At 63.2% G+C, this 9,957-nt stretch carries 11 protein-coding genes; 4 read left to right on the plus strand and 7 right to left on the minus strand.

The features are described from left to right. Positions 1 to 3: 3 nt before the first annotated feature. The 5 genes from Q1B08_RS18030 to Q1B08_RS18050 are packed head-to-tail and all read right to left on the minus strand — an operon-like array spanning position 4 to position 3,965. Positions 4 to 597 (minus strand): isochorismatase family cysteine hydrolase, encoded by a 594-nt coding sequence (locus tag Q1B08_RS18030; protein WP_299821932.1) that lies wholly within the window; start codon positions 595 to 597, stop codon positions 4 to 6. Beyond that, positions 594 to 1,580, minus strand: a complete 987-nt coding sequence (locus Q1B08_RS18035) for a branched-chain amino acid ABC transporter permease (RefSeq protein ID WP_299821934.1) — start codon at positions 1,578 to 1,580, stop codon at positions 594 to 596. The genes Q1B08_RS18030 and Q1B08_RS18035 overlap by 4 nt, the downstream gene beginning before the upstream one ends. Further along, positions 1,577 to 2,470 (minus strand): branched-chain amino acid ABC transporter permease, encoded by an 894-nt coding sequence (locus Q1B08_RS18040; protein ID WP_299821936.1) that lies wholly within the window; start codon positions 2,468 to 2,470, stop codon positions 1,577 to 1,579. Before Q1B08_RS18040 ends, Q1B08_RS18035 begins: the two co-directional genes overlap by 4 nt. Beyond that, positions 2,470 to 3,192: an ABC transporter ATP-binding protein gene (locus tag Q1B08_RS18045; RefSeq protein WP_299821938.1), complete on the minus strand. Its 723-nt coding sequence runs from the start codon at positions 3,190 to 3,192 to the stop codon at positions 2,470 to 2,472. Before Q1B08_RS18045 ends, Q1B08_RS18040 begins: the two co-directional genes overlap by 1 nt. Next, the gene (locus tag Q1B08_RS18050) at positions 3,192 to 3,965 is read right to left on the minus strand and encodes an ABC transporter ATP-binding protein (protein WP_299821940.1); all 774 of its coding nucleotides are present in this window, start codon (positions 3,963 to 3,965) and stop codon (positions 3,192 to 3,194) included. The genes Q1B08_RS18045 and Q1B08_RS18050 overlap by 1 nt, the downstream gene beginning before the upstream one ends. A 120-nt stretch (positions 3,966 to 4,085) precedes the next feature. Here Q1B08_RS18050 and Q1B08_RS18055 point away from each other — a divergent pair, with 120 nt between their 5' ends. Continuing rightward, the gene (locus Q1B08_RS18055) at positions 4,086 to 4,895 is read left to right on the plus strand and encodes an N-formylglutamate amidohydrolase (protein ID WP_299821942.1); all 810 of its coding nucleotides are present in this window, start codon (positions 4,086 to 4,088) and stop codon (positions 4,893 to 4,895) included. After that, complete coding sequence (locus Q1B08_RS18060; protein ID WP_299821945.1) at positions 4,892 to 5,512, plus strand: isochorismatase family cysteine hydrolase; 621 nt, start codon at positions 4,892 to 4,894, stop codon at positions 5,510 to 5,512. Before Q1B08_RS18055 ends, Q1B08_RS18060 begins: the two co-directional genes overlap by 4 nt. An 86-nt stretch (positions 5,513 to 5,598) precedes the next feature. On the opposite strand, the gene Q1B08_RS18065 is transcribed toward Q1B08_RS18060, so the two are convergent. Next, positions 5,599 to 6,744, minus strand: coding sequence for an ABC transporter substrate-binding protein (locus Q1B08_RS18065; RefSeq protein WP_299821947.1), 1,146 nt, complete (start codon positions 6,742 to 6,744; stop codon positions 5,599 to 5,601). A gap of 224 nt (positions 6,745 to 6,968) precedes the next feature. Here Q1B08_RS18065 and Q1B08_RS18070 point away from each other — a divergent pair, with 224 nt between their 5' ends. Both Q1B08_RS18070 and Q1B08_RS18075 read left to right on the plus strand, forming a co-directional pair. Beyond that, the gene (locus Q1B08_RS18070) at positions 6,969 to 7,922 is read left to right on the plus strand and encodes a MurR/RpiR family transcriptional regulator (protein WP_299821949.1); all 954 of its coding nucleotides are present in this window, start codon (positions 6,969 to 6,971) and stop codon (positions 7,920 to 7,922) included. Continuing rightward, a complete protein-coding gene (locus Q1B08_RS18075) occupies positions 7,919 to 9,241 on the plus strand; it encodes a glutamine synthetase family protein (protein ID WP_299821951.1) in 1,323 nt (440 codons plus the stop codon). The genes Q1B08_RS18070 and Q1B08_RS18075 overlap by 4 nt, the downstream gene beginning before the upstream one ends. Before the next feature lie 186 nt (positions 9,242 to 9,427). Here Q1B08_RS18075 and Q1B08_RS18080 read toward each other — a convergent pair. Further along, the coding region (locus Q1B08_RS18080) for a hypothetical protein (RefSeq protein ID WP_299821953.1) at positions 9,428 to 9,957 on the minus strand (530 nt) is incomplete at its 5' end.

Genomic DNA, 9,957 nt, shown 5'->3' on the forward strand with positions numbered 1-9,957 from the left:
GCTTTATTGCGCAAGTGCCGTGCGGATGTCGCCGCTGGCGACGATCTCGCCGGACACACCGATGCGCTCCACCGCGGCCTGATGGCGCGCGTCGGTATTGGTGGCGCAGGCGTCCTCGACGCAGACCATGCGGTATCCCAGCGATGCGCCGGCCTTCATCGTTTGCTCGACGCATTGATCGGTCAGGAAGCCCGTGCAGAGGATTGTCGAGATGCCTAGATTCCGGGCCACAAAGTCGAAATTTGTCGAGTGAAAGAGACAGGCAGAGGATTTGCGCAGCACGATCTCGTCGCCCTGCGGCGCGCACCGCGCCGCAACCCGGCCGCCGGGCGATCCCTTCGGGATGTTGAAGCCCGACAGCTTGTAATCGAGGCTGCGGTCGCGCCCGTCCCGCGTGAGGTTCTCCATCACCGTGTACATCACCTCCACGTCCGAGCTGCGGGCGGTGCCCAGCAGCGCCTCGAGGGTGGGCATAACGGTCTGGGTCGTGCGAGCGTAAAACTCCGGGCGCGGCGGATGCTCTGCCGGGTCGAGCACGAAATTCTGCACGTCGATCAACAGCAGCGCAGTCTCGGAGGGGTCGAGCGCGAAACTCATGATGTCCGGATGAACGGTTCTTTCAAACCGAACAGCCCCTTCGGCCGCACCAGCAGGAACGAGATCAGCGCCACCGCCACGATCACCTGGGTCACGCCATAGACGCCGGTGGATTCCTCGACCATCCGCAGCGACTCGCTGCCCAGGCTGATGAACACGGCCGCGATGACAGCACCGAGGATGGAGCCCTGGCCGCCCACCACGATGATGGCGATCAGGTTGAACGCGAGAATGAGGCCGAAGGATTTGGGCGACATGACCGAGACCACATGCGGCAGCAGCGCGCCGCAAAACCCCGCGATACCGGCCCCCAGCACGAAGGCCGTGATCTTGAGCCGAAAGGCGTCGATCCCGAAACAGCGGGCGGCCATCTCGTTTTCGCGCACCGCGAGCATCGCGCGCCCCAGCGAGGCATGCTTGATCCGCCAGCACAGCACGATGACCAGCACCGTCGAGACCCCGATCAGTGCCAGCGTCGCCTCGCGCGGGATACCGGTGAGGCCGCGCCCGCCACGGGTGAACCCGTCGAGATTGAGCGCGAATGTCTGCACCACGATGATCAGCCCCAATGTCGCCACCGCCAGGTAATGCGTCTGGAGATGCACTACCAGCCGTCCAATCAGCCAGCCCATCAGCGCCGCGAACAGCCCGCCAACCAGCGCCGCCACCGGCAGCGGCAGGTGGATCTGGGCGATCACCTCGGGCAGGGCCGGCATGGCAAAGCCCTTGCGCCCCACCGGGTAGGTGAACAGCACCGCCACGTAGGCCCCCATCGTCATGAAGGCAGGATGGCCGAGGCTGAACATGCCAGTAAAGCCGTTAGTCATGGTCAGGCTGACCGCGAGCATCACGTTTACGAGCATGAGTGCAGTAAAAGTCTGGAAATATCCGTTTCCCGAAGCCTCGACGGCCAGGACCAGAACGCCCATCGCCGCGACCAGCAAAAAGAATGCCTGAATGGGGGTAAGCGCCAGCCGTTTCATGCCCGCTCCTGCTCGGCTTCGCCGAAGAGGCCCTGTGGGCGCACCAGCAGGATGAGGATCAGGAGGCCGAAAACGAAGGCGTCGCGATAGCCCGAGTATTCGGGGGGCAGGAAGCCGACGAAGGCGATCTCGGAAAAGCCCAGGATATAACCGCCGGCAATGGCACCCGGCAACGATCCCACGCCGCCGATGATCGTGGCGAGAAAGGCCTTCAACCCCGGCAGAAATCCCATGAGCGGATTGATCTGCCCATATTTGCCGCTCCAGAACAGACCGGCCAGCGCCGCCAGCGCCCCGCCTAGCCCAAACACCAGGAAAACCAACCGCCCGATGGAAATGCCCATGAGCTGCGCGGCGAAGGGGTTTTCCGCCACCGCCCGAATTGCGATCCCGACGCGCGTCCTGCGAATAAAGGTCGTCAGTCCCAAGGCGCACAAAAGGGTCACGGCCGGGATGACGATGTCGATCAGCGCCACGTCCGCCCCCCCGATCGGAAGGCGCATGCGAAATACCTCAGGAAAGTTGAAATTGCGCGGCTGCGAGCCGAGAAAGATCAACGCGAGGTTTTGGATCGCGATCGACGCCGACAAGGTCACGATGAACCCGGTGATCATCGGCGCGCCACTGATCGAGCGGAACGCCACCCGCTCGATCAACCCGCCCGCCGCGAAACCACCCGCGAGCACCAGGAGCGGGATCGCCGCCCAAGGCACCATGTCGCTGGCCACCAGCCCAAAGGTCATGAACGCACCGATCATCAGCAGATCGCCATGAGCAAAATTGACCAGCCGGATGACGCCGTAGATCAGGGAAAACCCGATCGCCACCAGCGCATAGAGGCTGCCCAGGCTCAGGCCGTTCACGATCTGCTGGATAAGGTAATCGGACATCAGCCCACTCCCAGATATGCTTCGAACACGGCCGGATCGTCCAGCAGTTCCTTGCCGGTTCCGGTCAGGACGATACGGCCGTTTTCGATGACAAAGGCCCGATCCGCCAGTTCCAGCGCCAGCATGGCGTTCTGTTCGACGATCAGCATCGTGACCCCCTTTTCTCGGTTCAATTTTCCGAGGGCGTCGAAAATCTCCTCGGTGATCTGCGGCGCGAGGCCCAGGGAAGGCTCGTCCAGCAGCAAGAGCTTTGGCTCGGCCACAAGTGCCCGCCCGATGGCCAGCATCATCTGTTCGCCGCCCGACAGGTTGCCGGCCTTCAACGCGCGCCGCTCGCCCAGGATCGGGAACCACTCGTAGATGTCGGCCACCGCCTGCGCGATCCGGTCGCGGTCGTTTGAGAGATAGGCACCGAGTTGAAGGTTTTCCTCGATGCTCAGACGCCCGAAGATCTGGCGACCCTCGGGACAGTGGATGATGCCGGCCCGCACCAATCCGACGGGACTCGTGGCGCCAATATCGAGAGGGCCTCGCTCCGCGCGGAACTCGGCCCGCCCGCCGGCAATCGGCAGAAGGCCCGACAGCGTCATCAGCGTCGTGGTCTTGCCGGCGCCGTTGGCGCCGATCAGCGTGGCGATCTCACCCGGCTCGACCGAAAGGTTGATCCCCTGCAAGACCTTAGTCCGCCCGCGGTCGACGTGAAGATCCTCGACACGAAGCATCACACCACCTCCGTGCGGCGACGGCCCAGATAGACGGTTTTGACTTCGGGCATCCTGAGCACCTCGTCCACCGCACCGGACGTAAGCAGTTCGCCCTTGTTCAAGACGACGAGGCGCTTGCACAGTGCCGCAATCATACGAACATTGTGCTCGACCAGAACGATGGTCAGGCCATCCTCGTTCAGGCTGCTGACGAGTTTCGACAGCCGCCCCTTTTCAGTATCGGTCATCCCCGCCGCCGGTTCGTCCAGCAGCAACAAGGTCGGAGCGCCGGCCAGCGCCCGCGCGATCTCGACCCGCCGCCGATCGCCATATGACAGTTCCGAGGCGTTGCGCGTGGCCAGTTCGGTAAGACCCGTGCGCTCCAGCATGCGGTCGGCGATGTCACGAATGCGCTGCTCGGCCGCGCGGTGCCCCGGCAACCCGAACACGCAATGCAGCAGCGATCGCCCTGCCCGTGCATGAGCGCCCGCCATGACGTTCTGCCGAACGGTCATGTCGTCGAACAGTCGAATATTCTGGAAGGTCCGCGTCATTCCCAGCCGAGCCCGACGCTCGGGACTGAAATGGGTGACATCGGTGCCTTCGAACTCCACTCCGCCGCTGGTGGCGGCCATCACGCCGGTCACCACGTTGAACGCGGTCGTCTTGCCCGCGCCGTTGGGACCAATCAGGCCGACCAGATCGCCCTTCTCGACCGAGAAGTCGACATCCGAAAGCGCCTGGACGCCGCCGAACATCTTGGAGAGTTTTCGCACGTGCAGTTGCGACATCAGACCTTGCCTGAGAATTTCTAAACGAATATTAATTGATATTCTGATTGTTCTGATGTCAATATGTATTGAAATTTTCATGCATGAGGCATCGGCGCGTGCCCGAAAACGGAGCATTTCATGCCTGACCAACACCCCATCTTGGGACCCGGCGAGCCGCCCCCCTTCGCCAGCGAGAACGAGGACGGGACGAGCCCCTTCGTCATCGTCTGCGAACATGCCGGGCGGCGCATTCCCGACAGCCTCGGCACACTCGGCCTGGATGACGCGCATCTGGCGCGGCATTTTATGTGGGATATCGGCGCGCTCGACCTAGCACGCGCCATCGCGCGGCGGCTCGACGCGCCGCTGGCGTGGCAGCGATATTCACGGATGATCTGCGACTGCAACCGGCATTGGGAGGCTGAGAGCTTCATCCCCGCCCACGGTGAAGGCATCCCCGTCCCCGCCAATGCCGCAGCTACCGAGGCCGATCGCAACCAGCGGAGGGCCGAAATCTGGCAGCCCTTCCAGGGCGGGGTCGAGGCCCTCCTGGACCGTAGGGTCGCGCGCGGCCGGCAGACGCTTTTCGTGACCATCCACAGCTTTACGCCGGTCTTTTACGGCGAACAACGCAGCTTGGAGTACGGGATTCTCTATGACCGGAACGACACGCTGTCTCCGACCCTGCTCGACGTTCTGCGGGCGCGGCATGGTGACAAGGCTCTGGGCAATGAGCCTTACAGCATGAGCCGCGAAAACGATTACACCGTTCCGGTCCACGGCGAGGACCGCGGCCTGGACAGCGTCGAGATAGAGGTGCGCAATAATCTTCTGGCCACGGCCGAGCAGGTCGAGGCGCGTGCCGACGATCTGGCCAGCGCGCTTATCGAGGCGGCCGCGATGCTGAATGCAGCAACCGGCATGTCACCAAGGGGAGCCATATCGTGAAACAGGTCGAACCAATCCGCAACTGGCCACTGGTGCCGTCCAGGATGGCCGTGCTGGTGGTCGATGTCCAGCACAGCGAATATACCGACGAGGTCCTGTCGGAGGCGCCCGAAATGGCGCGGGCGATGCGCGAACGGATGCTGCCCGCGCTGTCGCGCCTCGTGGACGGGGCGCGCGATGCGGGCTGCGAAATCATCTATACCGTGATCGAGGCGCTGACGCTGGACGGCCGGGATCGCAGCCTCGACCACAAGCTCTCCGATATTTTGGTCCCGCGCGGCTCTCCGCTGGCCCGGACCCTGCCCGAGGCCCGCCAGCAGGAAGACGACATCATCCTGCCCAAGACCTCGTCGGGCGTGTTCAACTCTACCAACCTCACCTACCTGTTGCGCAACATGGGGCTGGATCGGGTCATCGTGGCAGGGTTGCTGACGGATCAATGCGTCGACATGGCGGTGCGCGACGGCGCCGACTTGGGCTTTTACATGATCTGTGCAACCGATGCCTGCGTGACGAAAACCGACGAGCGCCACGACCGGGCACTCGCGGCCTTCGGCGGCTATTGCCGCACGCAAAGCGTGGAGGACATCCTGCGGGACCTGCGCGCCGCCGGGTGAAGGGCGGCTTAAACTGCATGATGATCCATACGAGCAAAGGCGTCTGCCATGGCAGACGCCTTTGCTGTGTCGATCAAGTGCCGGCTTTACGGACGCCAGATCGATTCGACGTTGAACTCGCCATCATGCACCGAGATGATCGAGATCGGCTTGGGCGGCACCATCGTATCGCGGGTGTAGGAGATCGTGCCCGTGACGGCATTGAAATCACGCGTTTTTTCCAGCTCATCGCGGATCGCGTCCGGTTCCGCCACGCCGGCGCGCTCGATCGCGTCAACCACCAGCATCAGGGCGTCGTAGCCCAGAGGGGCAAAGGCGTTTTCCGGATCGATCCCGTATTCCGCTTTGTAGTCGGCGATGAACTTTTCCACCTCGGGACGATCGTCGCCGCGATAGGTATGGGTCGAAAAATACACGTCATTCGCCAGATCCGGCCCCGGTGTGGTCGCCACCAGGTCGGTATCGAACCCGTCACCCGAGACGATGGGCAGTTCGAGCCCGGCCTCGCGGATCTGTTTCACCGTCAGGCCCGCCTCGGATGGGATAGCCGAGACAAAGACGACGTCCGGCGCCGGCTCGGTCGATTTAAGCCGTGCGATCTGTGCCGAGAAATCGGTGTCCCCCATCATGAAGGAGTCTTCGGCGATGATCTCGCCGCCGCGCTCGACGAACCGCTCCTTAAAGAACATGCTGAGCGCCTTGGTGAAGTCCATCGACTGGTCGGTCCAGACTACGGCCGTCTGCGCGTCCATCTCGTCGATCGCGTAATCCGCGATGGCATAGGACTGGTCGTCATCACCGAAGGGGGCCATGAACATGTAGTTGCCGACCCACTGGGGCAGCTCGGGGTGCGTCGCGCCGGAGGTCACGAACGGAATGCCGGCCTCCTGGAAGAGCGGCGCGGCGGCCATGACAAAGGTGGTGTCGGACTGGCCGATCCCCGCGACGACCCCTTCGGATAGGACGCGCTGCGCGGCCGTGGCGGTTTCCTGCTGATCGGTCCGGGTGTCGGGCGCGAGCAGTTCGATCTGGCGGCCCAGAACGCCGCCGTTCTCGTTGACCAGCTTTGCGGCCAGTTGCGCGCCCTTCAGCGACGGCCCGTCGAGAGAGGACATGCCGCCTGTGGAATTGTAGAGCGCGCCGATCTTGATCGGGCCCTCTTGCGCCAACCCTGGCGCAACACCAAAGGCGGTAAGAGCCGCAGCTGCGGCCAGTGTCTTCAACGCTTTCATTGGATCTTACTCCCTTGAGAAATGAAAATGGCAGCGCGGTGTCTTGCTCGTGGCCCACCGTCGGCGTTATCCGCTCTCGCTGCCCGGCGAGGCACAATCATCATCGACACCTTTTCTGCGTCACCGTGCCCACATCCAAACGCTAACGAGCAGGCGGTCCAGGCGTCAATTATTTTTGACATTTCTGGCTTGTCGATGACTATTTATATCATTACTTTTTTTCCATGACGAAGACTGACGACCAGAGCGATCATTTTTCGGGCACCGCGTCGGGGGCGAACTCCCACGCCGACGCCCTTTCGCTCCGCATCGCCGGCCTGTTCGAATCGCTGGGGCGGCGCGAACAGGACGTCGCGCGCGAGATTCTGCGGCAATACCCGGTCTCCGCACTTTGCACCGTCGCCACGCTGGCCGAGCGGTCCAATGTCAGCACCGCCACCGTGCTGCGCCTGGTTCAGCGGCTTGGCCTGAACGGATACGGGGCCTTCCAGGAGGCCGTGAAGGCCGACGTGTCCGAGCTGCTCGAGACGCCGCTTCAGCGGCTGTCGGCGCAAAAGCGGAATGCCGAGCAGCACGGCAGCCTGCTCAGCGAATTGCTGGACAGCACCGCTCGCCAGCTGCGGCAATGCGACGATCCGGTGATGAACGCCGATTTTCAAACCGCCATCGCGCTGCTGGCCAACCCCAAGAGCCACATCTATTGCGCCGGCGGCCACAGATCGCGTCATGTCGCGGCCCTGCTGACCGAGTATCTGGGGCTCTTGCGCCCGCATGTTCATTTTGTCGAAGGCCCATCCGACGGGTGGCCGCGCTATCTGCTGGAAATGAACGCGCGCAGCGTTCTGATCGTCGCCGATATCCGGCGATACCAGCCGTCGGTTCAGCACTTCGGGAAGCTGGCGGCCGAACGGGGGGCAAGCGTCATCGCCATCTCGGATGCCTGGGCGGACAAGAAGAGTTTCGGCGCAGAACTGCTGTTCCGCATGCCATCCTCTTCGCCCTCGCCCATCGACAGCCATTGCGGCCAACTCCTGTTGGCCGAGGCACTTGTGGGTGGCCTCGCCAATGAGATCGGTCCCTCGCTGTATGACCGCCTCGAACTGGGAGAGTCACTGAGCTGCATGCCGACTGCCCCGACGCCACAAGAAACAGATGAAACTCCCAGAGGTTTGACATGACACGCAGCGGGACCGACCTGATTATGATTTGTGCCAGCGATGTTGCGGGCCAAATGCGCGGCAAGGCCGTTCCGCGCAACACTTGGGAATCACGGCAGAAAACCGGCATCGGCTGGACCCCGACCAACGTTCTGCAAACGTCCTTCGGCCCGATCGCTCCGTCGCCCTGGGGGGCGTTGGGCGATCTTGCGATCCGGCCCGACCCAGAGACCCTGATCGACCTGCAGATTGAAGAGGCCGGCATCAACGAGAGTTTCGCCATCGGCGACATCTATACGCTGGAGAACGAACGGTGGGATTGTTGTCTGCGCGGCCAGTTGAAGACCGCACTGGAACGACTCGAAGCGCGGCACGGGTTGCGTATCAAGGCGTCTTTCGAACATGAATTCCACTATTCCGGCCTGCCTGACCAGGATGGGCTGGGATACACCTTGCGCACGTTCCGCCGGCTCGGCGCCTTTCCCAACACCCTGATGTCGGTCCTGGACGCCGCCGGACTCGGGATCGACACGTTCATGCCCGAATACGGACCGGGCCAATGCGAGGTGACGGTTGGCCCCAAGCCTGCCCTGCGGGCGGCCGACGAGGCCGTCATCCTGCGGGATCTGGTGCGGGCCACTGCCCGCGGCCAGGGCGCGCGGGCCAGTTTCGCGCCCATCCTGCGGCCCGGCGGTGTCGGCAATGGCGTGCATGTTCATTTCAGCCTCGAGACGCTGGACGGCACCCCGGTCTGTTACGATCCCGATCAGCCGCATGATGTCGCGCGCCCCTCCGGCGCATTCGTGGCCGGTATCCTCGACCGGCTCCCCGAGTTCCTGGCCATCGCGGCGCCCTCGGTGCCGTCCTATCTGCGTCTAGTCCCGCATCGCTGGAGCGCGGCCTTCAACAATTTCGGCAATAAGGATCGGGAATCCGCCGTCCGCATCTGTCCGGTTTTCGGCGACACCGATCCCGAATCCATGGCACGCAAATTCCATTTCGAATTCCGCGCGGCCGATGCCACAGCCAGCCCGTATCTGCTGCTTTCGGCGCTCGTCAACGCCGGGCTGGACGGCCTCGATCGGGACCTGCCGACACCCACGCCCACCGAAACCGACCTTTCTGCGCTCGATGAGGCGGAGCTCGCGGCGAACGGGTGCCGTCGCCTGGCCTCGAGCCTGGACGAGTCGCTGACCGCACTGACATCCAGCACCTGGGCCGCCGACGCATTTGGCGAGACATTGGTGGACGTGATCGACCGGCACAAACGCACCGAGATCGGCCTGATGAACGGCCTGTCGGAAGAGGAAATCTGTGCCCGCTATTACGCGGCGTATTGACCGGTCGATCTCCGTGTCACGAAAGACCCGCACCGCCTCGATCGTATCGTCCACCGCGTTGCGCACCCTGACCTCGCCAGCCGGGTTCGAGGCTTTGGTGAGATAGCTGGCAGCTGTCATTTTCTCGGCAAAGGCCGCAAGCAGGGCGCGCGGAGGCGATCCAAGGTGGCGTGAGACTTGCTGAGATCAGTGCAGCATGGGCGGCTTCTCAAGGTTATAGGTTTCCAGAAGCGCAGCCCGCGCAGCCTTGTTCGCCTGTATGATCGTGTTGATCTCGGCTTCCGCGACAACAACCAGGTCGCGCAGGTTCCGAAGCGTTTCGTTGAGGCTGTCGGTGCTTGCTGGCGCCGGCGGACAGGCGCAAAGTTCATGCGCGCCGGCAAAGGTTGCGCGGATCTCGCCGAGACTATCGATCGCCTTGTGGGCCGTCCCCGGAAAGTCCAGCTCATCACGGTCACCGAATAGGCCTTCCACGAAGGCATCGATCTCCTCGCGGCGAAACCGGGACAATTTCGCCAGATGGTCATACGTGGCCGGACCTGGCTTCACGCGCGTCAACCGGAAGGGGTTCGACTTCGACTGGTGCTTGCTCAAGGGGTTCCACATGCGGGGCAGCAAGCTTCCGGCGGTTGACTCTGGGGTAGTGCCCCCGGTGGTGGTGTAGGAAGCCGCGCGCGGAGCTTTTGGCTCAGTGCAGTAGGGGGTCGGACTGGTGG

It is taken from the genome of uncultured Jannaschia sp., from assembly GCF_947494025.1.
In the GTDB taxonomy this organism is placed as follows: Bacteria; Pseudomonadota; Alphaproteobacteria; order Rhodobacterales; family Rhodobacteraceae; genus Jannaschia.